Source organism: Pantoea sp. B566, assembly GCF_024793925.1.
GTDB lineage: Bacteria > Pseudomonadota > Gammaproteobacteria > Enterobacterales > Enterobacteriaceae > Pantoea > Pantoea ananatis.
The window spans coordinates 3,128,181-3,144,288 of sequence record NZ_JANUQL010000003.1 but is presented as its reverse complement, the minus strand read 5'-3'; the positions used below and the strand labels follow the sequence as shown (position 1 = coordinate 3,144,288).

The 16,108-nt window shown below is 55.2% G+C and carries 13 protein-coding genes; 6 read left to right on the top strand and 7 right to left on the bottom strand.

Annotation, left to right across the window (positions count from 1 at the left end):
- Positions 1–13 precede the first annotated feature (13 nt).
- On the bottom strand, positions 14–946 hold the full coding sequence (locus tag NYE92_RS16325) for a LysR family transcriptional regulator (protein WP_019105641.1): 933 nt from the start codon (positions 944–946) through the stop codon (positions 14–16).
- Positions 947–1,081: 135 nt separating this feature from the next.
- On the opposite strand from NYE92_RS16325, the gene NYE92_RS16320 reads away from it, so the two are divergent.
- A complete protein-coding gene (locus NYE92_RS16320; protein ID WP_014606905.1) occupies positions 1,082–2,152 on the top strand; it encodes a tartrate dehydrogenase in 1,071 nt (356 codons plus the stop codon).
- Between the two features lies 1 nt (position 2,153).
- On the opposite strand, the gene NYE92_RS16315 is transcribed toward NYE92_RS16320, so the two are convergent.
- The 4 genes from NYE92_RS16315 to NYE92_RS16300 all read right to left on the bottom strand — a co-directional run bounded on the left by NYE92_RS16315 (position 2,154) and on the right by NYE92_RS16300 (position 6,605).
- Positions 2,154–3,485 carry a glycoside hydrolase family 28 protein gene (locus NYE92_RS16315; protein ID WP_013024224.1) on the bottom strand — a complete coding sequence of 444 codons (1,332 nt, stop codon included), beginning with the start codon at positions 3,483–3,485 and terminating at the stop codon, positions 2,154–2,156.
- A 37-nt stretch (positions 3,486–3,522) separates the two neighbouring features.
- Positions 3,523–4,338 carry a carbohydrate ABC transporter permease gene (locus NYE92_RS16310; RefSeq protein WP_014595099.1) on the bottom strand — a complete coding sequence of 272 codons (816 nt, stop codon included), beginning with the start codon at positions 4,336–4,338 and terminating at the stop codon, positions 3,523–3,525.
- The gene (locus NYE92_RS16305; protein WP_013024220.1) at positions 4,338–5,210 is read right to left on the bottom strand and encodes a carbohydrate ABC transporter permease; all 873 of its coding nucleotides are present in this window, start codon (positions 5,208–5,210) and stop codon (positions 4,338–4,340) included. The genes NYE92_RS16310 and NYE92_RS16305 overlap by 1 nt, the downstream gene beginning before the upstream one ends.
- Positions 5,211–5,273: 63 nt before the next feature.
- Entirely contained in the window at positions 5,274–6,605 is a 1,332-nt protein-coding gene (locus tag NYE92_RS16300; RefSeq protein ID WP_259019506.1) for an extracellular solute-binding protein, read from the bottom strand.
- A 526-nt stretch (positions 6,606–7,131) separates the two neighbouring features.
- On the opposite strand from NYE92_RS16300, the gene NYE92_RS16295 reads away from it, so the two are divergent.
- Both NYE92_RS16295 and NYE92_RS16290 read left to right on the top strand, forming a co-directional pair.
- A complete protein-coding gene (locus NYE92_RS16295) occupies positions 7,132–7,731 on the top strand; it encodes a GNAT family N-acetyltransferase (protein ID WP_041930951.1) in 600 nt (199 codons plus the stop codon).
- 12 nt (positions 7,732–7,743) lie between these two features.
- Positions 7,744–8,835: an ABC transporter ATP-binding protein gene (locus NYE92_RS16290; RefSeq protein ID WP_158150505.1), complete on the top strand. Its 1,092-nt coding sequence runs from the start codon at positions 7,744–7,746 to the stop codon at positions 8,833–8,835.
- A gap of 22 nt (positions 8,836–8,857) precedes the next feature.
- Here the strand turns inward: NYE92_RS16290 and NYE92_RS16285 are convergent, their stop codons facing one another.
- Both NYE92_RS16285 and NYE92_RS16280 read right to left on the bottom strand, forming a co-directional pair.
- Positions 8,858–9,976, bottom strand: coding sequence for an ROK family transcriptional regulator (locus NYE92_RS16285; RefSeq protein WP_013024216.1), 1,119 nt, complete (start codon positions 9,974–9,976; stop codon positions 8,858–8,860).
- Positions 9,973–10,848, bottom strand: a complete 876-nt coding sequence (locus NYE92_RS16280) for a BadF/BadG/BcrA/BcrD ATPase family protein (protein ID WP_019105643.1) — start codon at positions 10,846–10,848, stop codon at positions 9,973–9,975. The genes NYE92_RS16285 and NYE92_RS16280 overlap by 4 nt, the downstream gene beginning before the upstream one ends.
- Before the next feature lie 274 nt (positions 10,849–11,122).
- Between NYE92_RS16280 and NYE92_RS16275 the strand changes: the two genes are divergently transcribed.
- The 3 genes from NYE92_RS16275 (at position 11,123) to NYE92_RS16265 (ending at position 16,105) form a co-directional block, all read left to right on the top strand.
- Positions 11,123–12,283 carry a Gfo/Idh/MocA family protein gene (locus NYE92_RS16275; protein ID WP_014595093.1) on the top strand — a complete coding sequence of 387 codons (1,161 nt, stop codon included), beginning with the start codon at positions 11,123–11,125 and terminating at the stop codon, positions 12,281–12,283.
- Positions 12,284–12,842: 559 nt separating this feature from the next.
- Positions 12,843–13,448, top strand: a complete 606-nt coding sequence (locus NYE92_RS16270) for a hypothetical protein (protein WP_013024213.1) — start codon at positions 12,843–12,845, stop codon at positions 13,446–13,448.
- Positions 13,449–13,714: 266 nt separating this feature from the next.
- Entirely contained in the window at positions 13,715–16,105 is a 2,391-nt protein-coding gene (locus NYE92_RS16265; RefSeq protein WP_019106831.1) for a glucose/quinate/shikimate family membrane-bound PQQ-dependent dehydrogenase, read from the top strand.
- Positions 16,106–16,108 lie beyond the last annotated feature (3 nt).

Genomic DNA, 16,108 nt, shown 5'->3' with positions numbered 1-16,108 from the left:
GTTGCGTGGGACATTACAGATGAGTTAGCGCGCTATCGCTTTGAAGCCTTTCCTGTAGAAAGGTCACAAACGCCATGAGCCGCGAGGGCTGCTGTCGCTGCGCCTGCCAGACTGCGAAGATATCGCCGTCCGGTGACCGCCATTCGGGCAACACATGCCGCAGCTCCCCGGCTGCAATGCTGTGTTTTGCATCCCACCAGGAGCGCAGCAGGATGCCATGACCATCCAGCGCCATGCGCATCGCCACCTCGCCATCGTTCGTGACCAGGTTTCCGCGGACTTTCTGACTCAGGCTCTCCGCATCGCTGACAAACCGCCACAGGGCGAAATCGCTGTCATGCTGCCTCAGTAAAATGCAGTTATGCTGCGCCAGCGCCCGGATGCTGTCCGGCAACCCGTGTTTGGCGGCGTAGGCGGGCGAGCAGCAAAGTACACGCGGGTTGTGCACCAGTTTCCGGGCGACCAGCCGTGAGTCTGGCGGTTCGCCGACGCGAATGTCGATGTCCACATGGGCATCAAGAAAATTCAGCGACTGACTGCTGAGCTGCAGGGAAAGCGCCAGATGAGGATGCAGGGCAGCAAAGGCAGACACGCAGGGCGCGATATGGCGGCGGCCAAAACCAAACGAGGCATTAATATTCAGCGTGCCGCGCAGCTCGGCCGTTTCGCCGCTCACCGCGTCTTCCAGCGCCACCAACTGCTCCAGCAACGGACGAGCCCCTTCCAGGTATCGACGGCCTTCGGGCGTCAGTTCCAGCCTGCGCGTGGTGCGGCGCAGTAACTGAACCCCCAGCCGCTGCTCCAGCAGGCTCAGGCGTTTGCTGACGGCCGCCAGAGAAAGCCCCAGCGCCCGCGCGGCCGCCGTCAGGCTGCCCAATGACGCCACGCGCAGGAAAAACGCCAGATCGTCACTTGACGTCCGAGATTCTCTACTTTGATTCAACATGGGATTAACTTTAAGGCCAATTGTTTACCTCAGGTGGAGAGTTATACTGCGCTAACGCCCGGTGATAAATCAAGCTGCACCAAGACAGCATACGGAAACCTGACCGACTCACCCTACCAACCTCAGAGGTGCCCAGTGACAGAGAAGATCCATCGTATTGCCGTGATTCCCGGCGACGGCATTGGCAAAGAAGTGATGCCAGAAGGCGTGCGCGTGATGAACGTGGCGGCAGAGAAGTTCAACATTCCACTGCGCTGGGAGTGGTTCGATTATGCCAGCGCAGAATACTGGCAACAGCATGGCAAAATGCTGCCGGACGACTGGTTTGCTGAGCTGAAAACGTTCGATGCGATTTATTTTGGCGCGGTTGGCTGGCCTGATGTGGTGCCGGATCATGTTTCGCTTTGGGGATCGCTGTTGCAGTTTCGCCGTGAGTTTGATCAGTACGTGAACCTGCGTCCGGTACGCCTGATGCCCGGCGTGAAAGCACCGTTAGCCAACCGTAAGCCGGGCGATATCGATTTCTACGTGGTGCGGGAAAACACCGAAGGCGAGTATTCCAGCGTGGGCGGCACCATGTTCCCCGGCACCGAGCGGGAAGTGGTCATTCAGGAAACGGTCATGACCCGCGTGGGCGTCGATCGCATTCTGAAGTTTGCCTTCGAACTGGCCCAGCGTCGGCCCAAAAAACACCTGACCTCTGCCACTAAATCGAACGGTATCGCGATTACCATGCCCTACTGGGATAACCGCGTTCAGGCGATGGGTGAGCACTATCCCGAGATCAAGGTGGATAAATATCATATTGATATTCTTACCGCCAATTTTGTGTTGCATCCCGACTGGTTTGATGTGGTGGTTGCCAGCAATTTGTTTGGCGATATCCTGTCGGATCTCGGCCCTGCCTGCACCGGTACCATTGGCATCGCGCCGTCTGCCAATATCAATCCGGAAGGCAAATTCCCCAGCTTGTTTGAACCGGTGCACGGCTCGGCGCCCGATATCGCCGGTAAAAATATCGCCAACCCGATCGGCCAGATTTGGTGTGGTGCCATGATGCTGGAGCATCTCGGCTACAAGGAAGCCGGTGATGCCGTGCTGAACGCCATTGAGCGTACCCTGGCCGCCGGTGAACATTTAACCCGCGACCTGGGCGGCAGCGCGGATACGCAGCAGTTGGGTGCCGCTATCGCGGCGGCGCTGTAACTTAGTCTGCCAGCAGCACAACGCTGTCCGGATGCCAGCCTGACGGCAGCGGCTCAGGCCGCTGAATCGTCAGGTTGTTCAATTGCAGGTTCTCAACGCCGCGCGCAAACAGTCCCGGCAGCCCACCGGGATAGCGCTCAACGCCGTAAGCCTCGCCCGTGGTTTTATCCAGCCGGTAAGCATTATCCAGCCCCATCCCGGTGGGGGAATCGGGATTACAGGGCGGCCGCACATCGTACTGTCCCTGCACGCCCTGCGCGACAGTTTGCCGCAGATGGAGTTGATTGAGTGAAATATCACGGATCCAGCCTGGCTGGGCAGCATGCAGGTTGATCGCGCCCTCTGCCACACCGCTGAGCTGACTGAACTGGACTTGCTCCACGATCCCCGGCAGCACCGCCGGATCACGGGTCCGTACGGAGATAAAAATGGGATCGGCTTTGCCCCAGTGGCAGGCGGCAACATGATGGCAGCTAAAGGCGATTGTGCTGAAGAGGACGCGCCGTATCGCCCCACCATCCCGTGACACAATGCCGATGCCACGGTTGGAATCGAACAGGGTGCAGCCTGAAACGGTAATGTCTTCAATATCGTCCCAGGTTTCAGTGCCGATCTTCAAGGCGCAGCTGTCGCTGCGCAGCAGGCAGTTGCTCACCGCGATTCGTCGCGCCGGACGACGCAGGCCAGCGGGCTTGAAGGTGGTTTTGATGCAAATCGCATCATCTGCCGCGCTGAAATAGCTGTTGCTGATAAAAACCGCCTCGCAGCTGTCAATGTCCAGTGCGTCGGTGTTGGGCAGCGTCATGGCGTTATCAATGGTCAGACGTTCGATATGCACATGGCGGCAGCTGACAAGGTGCACCGTCCACATCGGTGCGCGGATCAGGCTGATGTCCTGCAACCTGACCTGCTCGCAATCCTCAAACACGATCATGCGTGGCCTGTCTGCTTTTGGGACCCGGTAGCCCTGTTCGTCAGGCTCCGCCGCAAACCACGCTTCGGCGTCTCCCTCAATATGGCCCTGACCAGTAATTGTCAGGTTACGCTGCCCCAGCGCATACAGCAGGACGTTATGCGATTTCTCGGCACAGCTCAGCGCTTTCCACTGTTGGTAGTCCGCCAGATGTCGGCTGGCAACCAGCACTGCGCCGGCTTCAAGGTGCAGCTCAAAATCGGAAGGAAGGTTCAGGCAGCCGCTGCGATAACGCCCCGGCGGCAGCGTAAGTCGCCCACCGCCCGCCGCCGCAATCTGGTCAATCGCCTGTTGCAGGATGCGTGTATCAGGGGTTTCGCCGTCTGCGACGGGATGAAAATCGCCAAGGGAAAGATGCATCGTCCGGCCTTAGTGAATGAGAGATGAACCGGTGCGCTTACTTCACCGCACCTTCCGTTACGCCGCTGATAAACTTGCGCTGGAAAAACAGGAAAACCACGATAAGCGGCATGATAACGATCATCGCGCCAGCCATCAGCACCGGGATATCAATGGTGTTCTTATTCTGGAAAAACATCATGCCAATGGGCAAGGTTCGCAGCTCATCTTTGTTGACCAAAATCAACGGAATAAGGAATTCGTTCCACGTCCAGATAAACAACAGCAGGGCCAGCGTGGAGATCGTGGGCCAGATGGCCGGAACTAAAATCCCCCACAGGATTTTAATGCGAGGCGCGCCATCCATCACCGCCGCCTCGACTAACTCTTTAGGCACCTGCTGGAAAGCGCTGGCAATCATCAGGGTAGTAAACGGCAGCGACAGCGCAACCTGCGGCAGAATCAGGGCCAGATAGGTGTTGGTCAGCCCCATCCAGTGCAGTTCATGATAGAGCGGAATAATAAAGGCTTCACTCGGCAGCACCATGCCCAGCGCCAGCATGGCCGCCACCACTTTCTTGCCCGGAATTTTCAGTAAGGCAAAGCCAAATCCGGCCAGAATACCCAGTAAAATACTGCTCAGCACCACCGGAAACACCACCAGCACCGAGTTCATAAAGTAAACGTTAAAGTGTCCCTGCTGCCAGGCGGTGATGTAGTTTTTGACATTCAGTGAGGCGGGTAAATGAAACACGCCCTGAAACAGCTCCATCTGCGTTTTAAACGAGGTCATCAACGCCATTAAAAACGGCATGATGGTCATCAGCGCCACAATCCAGATCAGCGCACGAGAAATGATCGGTGTGCTTTTCATCAGTAACGTTCCTTCAATGCCAGATGGATCAGATAGTTAAGTCCTAACACAATGACCATACTGAATACGGCAACCGATGAGGCATAGCCGAAGTAATGCAGATCAAAGCCCTGCTTGTACATAAAGATATTGGTCACCATGGTGGAGGTGCCAGGGCCGCCCTGCGTCATTACGTACACCAGATCGAACGCCTTCAGACTGGCGATGACCGTCAGCAACAGCGCGATGCGCAGCTCCGGACGCAGTCCCGGCAGCGTAATGCGCATAAACTTCTGGCGGCGCGAGGAGCCATCCAGGTCCGCCGCTTCAAGCAGGGACGGATCCATTCGCTGCAGTCCCGCCATAAACAGCACCAGACAGAAACCAAAAAAGTACCAGGTGGCGACCATGCCGACGGCCGGCAGTGCCCAGGTAAAATCCCCGAGCCAGGACATCGCCAACTGCGGCAATCCGATGGCACGCAGGACCTGATCGATGGGGCCAAAGGCCGGGTTGTACAGCCAGCGCCACACTACGCCGAGAACCGCCATCGGCATGATATAAGGTAGAAAGAACAGGATGCGCAGTACGCTGCGCTCGGTGTTGTTTCGGGTTTCATACAGAAAGCTGCACAGCAGCAGCCCCACGCCAATCGGCAGGAGAGTATAAAACAGCATCAGAATGGCGTTATTGCCAAGGGCAATCCAGAAGACCGGATCGCTGAACATACGCAGGTAGTTACTGATGCCCGCGAAAACTGGCCGCGAGGTGCCATCCCACTCGGTAAAGCTGATTCCCAACGACGCGAGCAGCGGTAACAGCAGAAACAGGCCATAAACCAGGACTGCGGGAAGAAGATAGAGAAAATTACGCCAACTGCTTTGATTCAACATAACCGTACTCGTCGTAGTCAGAGCGACATTCAGGCCCGGCAGGTTCGCTGCCGGGCAACCGGCTTAGTGTTTCAGGGTTTTCATGTAACGCTGATAGTTGTTATCGAAGTTAATCACCATCTGCTCAGCCGTCTGTCGGCCCGCCAGCAGCAGCTGAACGTTTTGATTCAGTTCGGCGTTCATGGTCGGGGTTGCCCAGTCGACATAATGGCCCAGACCGTCGTAGGCATTCAGGTTCAGCCACACCTGCCAGGCTTCGCCTAACAGCGGATTATCCGCCGGGATTTTTGCGTCTTTATTGGTACTGGCCGGCAGGAAGCCAACGTTCAGCCAGCGGTTTGCCATGCTGTCCGACACCATATAGTTAATAAATTTGGCGGCGGCATCCTGCTGGGCTTTGGTTTTCGCCATGCTGGTCATCGAGAAGGCCAGATCGGTTCCGCCGACCATCAACGGCTGCTTAACGCCGTCACCGGCTGGCATCCCGGTGAAGTGAATATCTTTGTTGTCTTTAAACTGGCCCAGATACCAGGTTCCGCTCACCAGGAACGCAGACTGACCGTTCTGGAATAACGTGGCGGCATCATCATGACCAATGCCCTGATAGCCCGGGAACAGATAACCTTTGTCCGCCCAGCCTTTCATCATGGTGGCCGCTTTTTTCAGCTTGTCATCTTTGAACGTGCCGCCCACGTCGTAAATCAAATCATCCAGTTTTTTGCGGTCGCTGCTTTCAATTTGCGCTTCCCACAGCGTACTGAGTAACTGCTGCCCCATGTTGCCGTCTAATAAACCCAGCATCATTGGCGGCGTGCCCTGCTGCTTGAGTTTTGCCATTGCGGCGTCAAGCTCGCTCAGGGTTTTCGGTACCGCAATACCGACCTTATCCAGCAGCGCCTTGTTATAATAGAGGCCAACCATTTCACCGAGGCTGGCCACGCCGTACAGCTTGCCGCTGCCAAACTGGCCGCTGTCAGACCAGCGGTTACGCTTGAGAATGGAGTCCGGGAATTTTTGGGTCCAGCCGTATTCGGCCGCATAGCTATCCAGCGGCAGCAGCAGTTTGTCTTTGACCAGCGATCCCATATCGCCGCCGCCCTGATTCACCTGGGCAATCTGCGGACCTTCACCTGCGGTCAGGGCCAACTTAAGAGGAATGCGCGTGTCTTCAAAGGAGTGCACGGACCGGTTGATAACGATACCGGGGTTTTGCTGGGAAAAGTCTTTAATACCTTCATCGACGGCCGCCGTTTGCTGAGGATAACTGTAGATATCCCATTCATTCAGGGTAACGGTGCTGTCGGCATGCGCAACGCTGCCCATCAGCAAGCCCGCCGCCAACAGGCTACGAACCGAAGTGCGAAAACGGAACGAACGAACTGAGGAATCAGACATCATGCTCACTTTCTCCAATACAGGATGGGCATCCTTTCTTCACAGGGTCTGCAATCCCGCAGACTGTCGCCGCATAAATCACCTTCTCACTCATAGTTACTTTAATAAAAAAATAAAGTCAAACATCCCACCTTGGGAATTGCCAGGTTGTGAGCCTGCGCAAAAAAACACGCTGACAGGGCAACGCTCAGCATAAGTGGAGAGAAATCCGCACAAATCTGGCGCGTTATCGGTGTCCGTTCGCCGCGGGCCAGCACGATAAACCAGCCTAAAAATGGCGTAATAACTTGCTGATAAAAAATATGAAAATCATATGACGCTCACATTTTTAACTTTTTATTTCCTCTGACGATTGCCGCCTGCCGGTTCACCGCCTGCGACAGAAGCCCACAGGGACTGGCCTGGTCAGCTAATAAGATCCGAGCGGAGGCGAGTTCAGGATAGCGGGGCAATTATTCCATCTTGAAAACTAAGTCAGCTTTCATTACCGTGAGGTTGTTCAACTACTGACCTGTGAGAGATGACGATGGCGAATCAAGGTGTCATTCGTCCGGCCACCGAGTCGGACTATTCAGCGCTTTACCGCATCTGTCTGGAAACCGCCAATGCCGGTAAGGATGCCCGTAACCACTATTCCGATCCCGAGTATCCTGGACAGCGCTTTGCGGTGCCCTACGCCCGCTTTGCACCGGATTTTGCCTTTGTGCTGGACGTGGAAGGCGAAGTGATGGGCTATGTTGTCGCTACGCCCGATACCCGCGCCTTTGAAGCGCAGCTTGAGCAGCACTGGTGGCCTCAGCTTCAGGAAAAATACCGTGACCGCACGCCCAGCGCCCCCTATGACAGCAAAATTCTCGACAGCATCCGTCAGCCTGAACGTGCCGATGCGCAGCTGGTGACACAGTGGCCCGCGCATTTACATATCAATCTGCTGCCGCCGGTGCAGCAAGGCGGCTGGGGCCGCAGGATGATTGCACAGGAACTGGCTGCGCTACGCCAGGCCGGCGTGAAAGGCGTTCACCTTGGCGTCAGCCTGCAAAATGAACAGGTGTGCGCGTTCTATCAACGCATGGGATTCAGCCACATCCTGCGCAGCAACGCCATATATATGGGCCAGTTACTTTAAGTGAGAGAGTTTATGACCAGCCTGCGCTTACAGAACGTTAAGAAGTCCTATGACCATATCGATGTGATTCACGGCGTCGATCTCAGGGTAAACAGCGGCGAATTTGTGGTGTTCGTTGGGCCATCCGGCTGCGGTAAATCTACCCTGCTACGGATGATCGCCGGGCTGGAAGAAATTACTGACGGCACATTGCTGATTGACGATAAAGACATGACCCGTCAGCCCGCAACCGAACGCGGCATCGCCATGGTGTTTCAGTCTTATGCGCTTTATCCCAACATGACGGTGCGCGGTAATCTGGCCTATCCGCTTGAGGTGATGAAAAAGCCGAAAGCCGAGATAGCCCAGGCAATTGAACAAACCGCCGCGCGCTTGCACCTGACCGAACTGCTGGATCGCCTGCCACGGGCGCTTTCCGGGGGCCAGCGTCAGCGCGTGGCCATTGGCCGCGCCATTATTCGCCATCCGCGCATCTTCCTGTTTGATGAGCCGCTCTCCAACCTGGATGCCGAGCTGCGTCTGCAAATGCGCATCGAGATTGCCCGCCTGCACGCCTCGCTGGGCAACACCATGATTTATGTGACCCACGATCAGTCGGAGGCGATGACGCTTGCCGATCGTATCGTGGTGCTGCGCAAAGGACGGATTGAACAGGTTGGCGCGCCGTTAGCGTTATACAGCGACCCAGACAACCTGTTTGTGGCCGGTTTTATCGGCTCGCCGAAGATGAATTTCCTCCAAGCCGAAGTCACCGCCACGGGTCAGGGTGAGGTGCAGTTATGCGTGCCGGATTTGAAGATAACGCAGCTGGTGCTAAAGATTGCGGCGCCCTGCCGCGAGGGCCAGCGCGTCACCCTGGGCATTCGTCCCGAGCACATGCAGCCCGCCGCGGAAACGCCAGCCGAACGTCAGTTCAGCGGCACGCTCTCCTTTGCCGAAATGCTCGGCCACACCAATTATCTTTACCTTGATTTAGGCATTGAACAGATGCTGGTTGTTGAGGCGCGCGAGGCGCAACGGCGTGATTTAGGCGTGGAGGTCAGGCTGGGTTTATCGGCAGACCACTGCCTGCTGTTTGATGAGCAGGGGCAGCGTCTGCGTTAAACAGGATGGCGCTGCGGCGCCGTCAGGTCACGGGTTCTTCATCCGCCTGGGCAGCCAGCAGATCGAGCAGCATATTCACGGCAAAGCCTGCCGCGCCCAGCGCCCACATGCGGTTTGATTCTGTCAGAAACTGCAGCGGTGTCATCTGTGGCGTCAGCTTCAGACGATAGGCCTGAAAGCTCTGGGTAATGTGGTCCAGCAGAATACGTGAAGCCATGTGCGGTTCCATCGCCAGGAACACGACGTCAGGATCGTACGCCACCGACAGATTGGCCAGGGAAATTCCCAGTTCACGTCCCGCCTCTTCCAGTGCGCTCAGCACCTCGGCCGTGGGCCGCTGATCGAGCGCCTGCAACGTTAGCGGACCGCCCGCTTCATCCTGCTGGACACGTTGCAGGATTGCCCGGGACGAGGCCACATCCTCGAGCAGACGCAGCGAGCCATCGCCGACCAGGCCGTTACCGATCTCGCCCGCTTTGCCATGTCGCCCGCGATACAGTCGGCGGTTAAGAATAATGCCTGCGCCAATGCCTTTACCGTAAGTCGCAATAACCGCTGACTGCGCGTTGCCCAGTTGGCCAAACACCAGGGTGGCCATCGCCATCGCATTGGCATCGTTTTCGATAAATACCGGCAGGGAAAAGCGTGTTTCCAGCATCTGCGCGATAGGGACATTCTCCCAGTCGAGCACTTTCGAACGAATACAGTAGCCGTTTTCGGCATCGACTAAACCGGATAAGGCCAGGCCAATCGCGCCAACCTGTTTTTCTTCCACGCCGCGTAGAAATTTAGCCAGCGCATCGCCCAGCTGTCGTGGCGTGATGGCGCCGGAAGGCATCTGCTGTTCTCCCAGCAGATTGCCGCTGAGGTCGGTCATTACGATCAGGTTACGTTCGGCGTTAAGCTGAATGCCAATGACGCTGGCGCGATCGGGATTCAGCCCCAGCAAGGTTTTAGGCCGCCCCATTGATACGCGGCGCAGCCCCAGTTCCTGCACGATGCCCTGCGCCAGCAGTCGGTTGGTCGCCTGGGAGACGGTAGACATGCTGAGTCCGCTTCGGACCTTGAGGTCAGACTGGCTGACAGGCGCATGTTCCACGATCAGTCTCAGAATGCGCGCGGTAACGTTTGGAGCAATCATAGCGTCCTCAGATTTGCCCGGGCCATCATTAATGCCCCGTCCAGAGCATCGTGTTGCGCAGCGACCAGCCGGGCCTGACTCTCCGCGCTCAGCCAGGGCTGAATCGGTGTGGCCAGCCCGCCCATGAGGGCGACGCATCCCTGACTGATGGTAGAGAGACGGCTGACCATTAAGCCAATATCGCTTGCAGTCTGCTGCAGGAGATCCACGGCATGACGATCGTCCGCGTGCGCGGCGGCGAATACATCAGGCACCACGCGCGCCCAGTCGGCGGGCATCGCTTCTCGCGTCCACATCAACATGGTTTCCGGGCTGTGGTTAAACTGTGCCATCAGGCCGTGGGTAAAGTCTGTGCTGTCAACAATGGCTTCATGGGCCAGTAATGCCAGCCGCAGCGCGCGTCGCCCCAGCTCAGCGCCGGAGCCGTGATCGGACAGCGCGAATCCCCAGCCGCCCAGCAGCGTAAACCGCTCGCCATCCCAGGCTGCGCCCTGGCTACCGGTGCCAATAATAAAAACCGCACCGGGTGCCGCCGCATGGGCGCCGGCGCAGGCGATCTCAACATCGCTGACCACCTGCACGGTCGCGCAGGCAGGCTGCCATTGCGTCAGGCGCGCCTTAACCGAGGCCACATTCGCACCGGCTAATCCTGCCACCAGCGAGGTCTGCGCCAGCGCCTTTGGCGTCAGCCCTGCCTGAGACAGCACGGCTGCCATGAGCTGCTCAACGCAGTTCAGAGCCGCATCAAACTGTGACCAGACGTTGGCAGGGCCGCCCACCGCCTGAGCCAGCACGTTGCCATTCGCGTCGGTCAACCGCGCGCGACACTGCGTACCGCCGCCATCAATACCAAGGAGATAGTGTGATTGCACGCGCTTCCTCCCGCCGTAAACGCATCTCGATTCTGTAATCTGCGAACGATAGGTGAAAAAAACTTAAATCGCAATAACAAATAAATATAGGCAAAAAACAATAACTATTTATTATTTAAAATCAATGAAATATCCAAAAATACGTATGCAAATCACACAACGTGTTATTGACATTAGTTTTTCTGTCGTAATAAGTTGGTAGCCAGTCTTTCCATCATTGCGTCCCGTCAGCGGCGTACTCACCGTTGTCAGAATTCAGGATCAGGGGTTTACCATGAAAGTAGGCATTATTGGTCTCGGCTTTCGTCTTTCTCATGTCGTTAAAGAGTTTCACAAGGCTGATACCGAATTTTCGCTGGTAGGTTATTACGATCCAGCACCGGCCGGTTTGCCGAATCTGCACAGTTTCGGCATCGATCCCGGCAAAGCGTTCGATTCCGTTGAGGCGCTGCTGCAACAGGGTGGTTTTGATTTGCTGCTGGTGGGCTCGCCTAACTTTATGCATCTTGAGCATGTCACACAGGCGCTTGCAGCAGGCTATACTGTGTTTACTGAAAAGCCTGTCGTGATTAACGAAGAACAAACGATGGCGATGGCAAAACTGGTTCAGCAGTATGGCGAAGACCGTATTCTGGTAGGGCTGGTGCTGCGTTACTCGCCGCTCTATCACGATCTGCTGGCAGCACGTGACGATCGTCGCCTGGGTGAAATCACCTCGATTGAAGCGACAGAACATATTAAGCCTTATCATGGCGCGTTCTTCCAGCGCGACTGGCGCAGGCTCGAAAAGTATGCCGGTCCTTATATTCTGGAAAAATGCTGTCACGACATCGATCTCTACCAGGGATTAATGCAGGAGCGCCCCCTTCGGGTAGCCAGCTTTGGCGGACGCAAGTCGTTCACGCCTCAGCATGCACCACAAGGTGCGATCACCGAGCAGTCTGAGATTTATCACACTAAGCCCAGCGGCTGGTCGAGTACCGACGCGGTGTTTAGCAGCGATGCCGATATTGTCGATTACCAGACCGCCCTGATTGAGTACGCCAGCGGCGCAACGCTGTCTTTTCACGCTAACCTCAACGTCCCGGACGAATTCCGCCGGTTCTGCGTGATAGGCACTGACGGCATGGCTGAAGGCGATTTTGTCCGTAACTATTTTCGCGTGCACAACGCACGCACCGGCGAAAAAGAAGTGGAAACCGCCTACAGCGGCAACGCCTATGACGGTCATTACGGTGCCGATGCCTTAATGGCGGAAGAGATCGTTAAGCACGTCAAGCAGGGAACGCCGCTAAAAGTTTCTGTTGTTGACGCACTGGAAGCCGGCCTGACGGCCATTAAGATTGATGAAGCGCGCAAAACCCGCAGCGTCATCGATCTGACCGAAAGCTGGACACGTTTTGACGCCAACCTGGGAAAAACGGGAACGCACTAGTTCCCTCCTGATAGCTCACTCCCCCGAGCCCATCAGGTTAAACATAGCTCGACGACTGGTACCCTACTTAAACCGGCCTCAGGCCGGTTTTTTTATTCCTCCACACCTGTACTTCTCCTGCCCTGCGGGCAAGCGTCACGCGGCATCAGGCGTTTCCGCCTGCGTTTTCCATGAGGATTGACCTGTGCGGATGATTATTAAAAAAAACCGCCTGCTCTGCTGATAACTTAACTCAGGATAAGATAAAGCAGTAAACGAAGCGGCCGTTGTGACATCAGAACGACACTTTCTGCTGATAATCAGATGACGTTTATTACGCGTTTTACAAAACAACGTGCAGGGTGAATTAACGCTTTCGACGAGTAGTCACGCCAGAAAAGACCATTTAACGTTATCATTAGAGTGCATATAAATTTAAATAACGGATAACAAAAAAGTGCTGATTAATATATAAAAAACGTGTGTTGCCAGGAGAATCGCGTATATTAATCGCCGTACTTCCCTCTCGTTATGCAAAAAATAAAATTCACAGCAAACGTTAAATAGTTTCGATGAGATAATGAAAAATAGCGGATATAACCCTTATATTACTGAGCCTATTCATCACGTCACGAGTCAGGTGGCCGGTATTTGTTACCACCTCCCGAATTCGGACTGCACACAACCGACGAAAAGGATACTTAACGATGACAACATTATTTCATTGCACAACCATCTTGCAACTGAAGAAGCATTAATCATTATCCCCCTGTGTGATGCACAGTTAAAAGAATGGATTCAGCATCCTGAACGTTATTTACACCTACAGGATGCGCGGGTGCGTATTGGTATTAATTATCGCAACCTCAGGGCCCATCAGGAAAAATTACTGGAATTAATTAACGCTTATCGTTTCTGGCTTTTTGATTTTGCACCGCCTGGCGCAGACTGGCATTTAGTCGAATCCTTTCCTTTTTCCGCCATTGTCTTAAGTTATTCATTCTTTAATGACAACTATCGGAAATTTACATTTCCTTTTTTTCTTGAGTCATTAAAAGGGAAAGGCGCCGAGATTATCGTGCGCGGTTACGAACCGACGTTATCAGCAGAGCAACTCGCGGCACTTAACATTAGCGGCTGGCAATTACAACGCGCGTCTGGCGATCTCATTCCCTTTACGCTTTAACCTTTCTTATCTCCTGGCACTATTGAATCATATCGGCAAGCCCCATTAACACCGTCTAAAGTATTGCCTTAGATGCGTTGTTAAGAGCTTTAAGCCAAAAAAATCAAAACTCATACCAATTTTGCTATAACATTTAACAGATATGGATCATCACGCTTCAGGGAAGAGCGAAATAAGAATGCCTTTCATCTTTTGTACTTTATGACTGACAACAATCTATCTGATTGTTTTCCTGAGTTTTCTGGCAACGAAATGAGGTCAACATTATGGGGAAAAACTCCTCATCCTTTAGCGTGGTCCGTTTTTTAACGGTGCTGTTCGCCGTGCTAACGGGTGCGTTCATGTTAATTGGTGGTATCTGGCTGGCCACGATCGGTGGTTCCTGGTACTACGTCATCGGCGGTGCAGCCATGCTGCTTACCGCTTTCCTGCTGTGGCGACGTAACAGCGCTGCCCTGGTTGTCTATGCGCTCTTACTGCTGGCTACGCTGGCCTGGGGCGTTTGGGAAGTCGGCACCGACTTCTGGGCACTGGCACCGCGTACCGACGTACTGGTGATCTTTGGCGTCTGGCTGGTGTTGCCCTTTGTCTATCGCGGTTTATACCAGCCGGGTAAAGGCGCACTGGGTGCCATGGGCGTAGCGCTGGTTGCCAGTGCAGCGGTGTTAACCTATTCCGTCTTTAATGATCCGCAAGTGGTTAACGGTGCATTACCGGCAACAGCGGATAATGCGCCTCAGGCACAGCCGTTGAGCAATATTGCTGATGGCGACTGGCCGGCCTATGCGCGCGATCAGCAAGGGACGCGCTTCTCGCCGCTCAAGCAGATCAACCACGACAATGTGAAAGAACTGCAGGTTGCCTGGCAATTCCAGACCGGTGATATGAAACGCCCAAGCGATCCGGGCGAAATTACCGATGAAGTGACGCCAATCAAGATTCGCGACACGCTGTATCTTTGCACGCCACATCAGATTTTATTTGCTCTGGATGCGGCCACCGGCAAGCAAAAGTGGAAGTTTGATCCCGGCCTGAAAACCAACCCAACCTTCCAGCACGTGACCTGTCGTGGTGTGTCATACCACGAATTCCCTGCAGCGAAGGATGCGTCCAATACCCAGCCTGCGCTGTGCTCGCGTCGTATCTACCTGCCAGTCAATGACGGGCGTTTGTTTGCGCTGGATGCGGAAACCGGTGAACGCTGCCCGGCCTTTGGTAACAACGGTGAGCTGGATCTGCAGCACAAGCAGCCGGTCACAACGCCAGGCATGTATGAGCCAACCTCGCCACCGGTGATTACTGACACCACCATTGTGATGGCCGGCGCGGTAACCGATAACTTTTCAACCCGTGAGCCTTCAGGCGCCATCCGTGGCTTTGATGTGAACACCGGTAAGCTGTTGTGGGTGTTCGATCCGGGCGCGAAAGATCCTAACGCGATTCCGGCGGATGAACACACGTTCACCATGAACTCCCCTAACTCGTGGGCACCTGCGGTTTACGATCCGAAGCTGGATATCGTTTACCTGCCAATGGGGGTGACCACGCCGGATATCTGGGGCGGCAACCGCACACCTGAGCAGGAACGTTATGCCAGCAGCGTGCTGGCGCTGAACGCGACGACCGGTAAGCTGGTGTGGTCATATCAGACTGTGCATCACGATCTGTGGGATATGGACCTGCCTTCGCAGCCGACGCTGGCGGATATTACCGATAAAGACGGTAACACCGTGCCGGTTATCTATGCCCCTGCCAAAACCGGGAACATCTTTGTTCTGGATCGCCGCACAGGTAAAACTGTGGTTCCGGCCCCGGAAACCCCTGTTCCGCAGGGCGCGGCTAAGGGCGACCATGTCTCAGCTACACAGCCTTACTCTGAACTGACCTTCCGTCCGAAACAGAACCTGACGGATAAGGACATGTGGGGCGCGACGATGTATGACCAACTGGTGTGCCGCGTGATTTTCAAACGTCTGCGCTACGAAGGTCCGTTCACGCCACCTTCTGAGCAGGGCACCCTGGTCTTCCCGGGCAACCTGGGCATGTTTGAATGGGGCGGCATTTCCGTTGATCCGCATCGTCAGATTGCGATTGCTAACCCAATGGCGCTGCCGTTCGTGTCTAAGCTGATCCCACGCGGTCCGGGTAATCCGGAAGAGCCACCAAAAGGCGCAACGGGCGGTTCAGGTACTGAAACCGGTATTCAGCCGCAGTACGGCGTGCCGTATGGCGTTGAACTGAATCCGTTCCTGTCACCTTTTGGTCTGCCGTGTAAACAACCTGCATGGGGTTATGTTTCTGCTGTTGACCTGAAAACCAACGAAGTGGTGTGGAAACAACGTATTGGTACCGTTCGTGACAGCTCACCTGTACCGCTGCCCTTTAAAATGGGTATGCCAATGCTGGGCGGACCGGTTGCCACCGCAGGCAAAGTGTTCTTTATTGGCGCAACGGCTGATAACTACCTGCGCGCTTACAGCACCGACACCGGTGAACTCTTGTGGCAGGCGCGCCTGCCAGCCGGTGGTCAGGCAACGCCAATGACCTATGAAGTTAACGGCAAGCAATACGTTGTGATTGCTGCCGGTGGCCATGGTTCATTCGGCACCAAGCTGGGCGATTACGTGATTGCCTATGCGCTGCCCGACCAGAAGTAATTA